The following is a 1218-nucleotide window of genomic DNA, read 5'->3' on the forward strand; positions in this document are numbered from 1 at the left end:
TAGTGAAATAAAAAATTTCATTACCAATCTGGTTCATCATCACTATCACTGACTTTAAGATTAAATGAATTGGAATCTAGATTGTTATTTTCAACTGATTCAAAGAAAATTGATTTTACCTCTTCTTAGGGTACCGCCAACATTTTAGCAGCATTACACTAAAAACATATTTCTTTAATCAAAAGTTTACATACAAACGGTATGATTATTTTGAATACAAAACTAGGAGGGAATCAAATTGAGAAAATTGTTAAATCCTGTTTTATTAGTAGTAATTGTAACTATGTTGGTAATTAGTGTCTTTTCAGGAACATCAAATGTGTTAGCTTCAGAAAAATCAGGACAAGTATCTGAAGTAGATCTAAAGGTAATGACTTATAATATTAGGTATTTAAATAACAGTGATCCATCACCACATACTTGGGCAGAGAGGATTCCGGCAATTAAAAAACTCATCGAACAGGAACAACCAGATATTATTGGAACACAGGAAGTTTTATATAAACAGCTTCTGGATCTTGAAGAAAATTTGCCACAATACGAATGGATTGGTTTAGGCCGTGAGGGAGGAAGCAAAGGCGAATACTCAGCTATTTTCTATAATGAAAATCGCTACACTCCTTTAGAGTATGACCACTTTTGGCTATCAGATACACCAAATGTGATAGGATCCATGACTTGGGGAAATACAATTCCACGTATGGTAACATGGGCGAAATTTCTTGATAAAAAAACCAATCAACAATTTTATGTTGTAAATACTCATTTTGACCATMGATCTGCAAATGCTAGAGAGAAGAGTGCAGAATTAATTAAAGAAAAAATAAAAGCTTTCAATCCAGAGCTGCCGATTGTATTAACAGGAGATTTTAATGCAAATCCGGATAGTGTTCCATACCAAAAGCTAACTAGTGAAGGTGCATTTGAAGATTTATTTGTAACTGCTGAGGAAAGAATCAATGAACACCTTGGTACCTTTAATGGATTCCGTGATCCGACTGGCGGAGGACCAAAAAATCGAATTGATTGGATTCTTGCTAAAGGCAACGTCACAGCGCATACAGTCGAAATTCTAGATTATTATAAAAATGGCCAATTCCCAAGTGATCATTATCCTGTTATGGCAGATTTGACTTTGACTTACTAAGCCAATTATTGAAAGAAGAAATTGGAAAGTCTTGATCCTTTATTCGAAAAGGATTGAGACTTTTTCCATAT

The 1218-nt window shown here is 33.9% G+C and carries 1 protein-coding gene; it reads left to right on the plus strand.

Going from position 1 to position 1218, the window contains the following annotated elements; translation table 11 throughout:
• Positions 1-238: 238 nt before the first annotated feature.
• Positions 239-1147 (plus strand): endonuclease/exonuclease/phosphatase family protein, encoded by a 909-nt coding sequence (locus AC1DSL_RS18460; protein WP_477533360.1) that lies wholly within the window; start codon positions 239-241, stop codon positions 1145-1147.
• Positions 1148-1218: the final 71 nt, after the last annotated feature.

It is taken from the genome of Paenisporosarcina sp. P4_D4 (assembly GCF_056401835.1).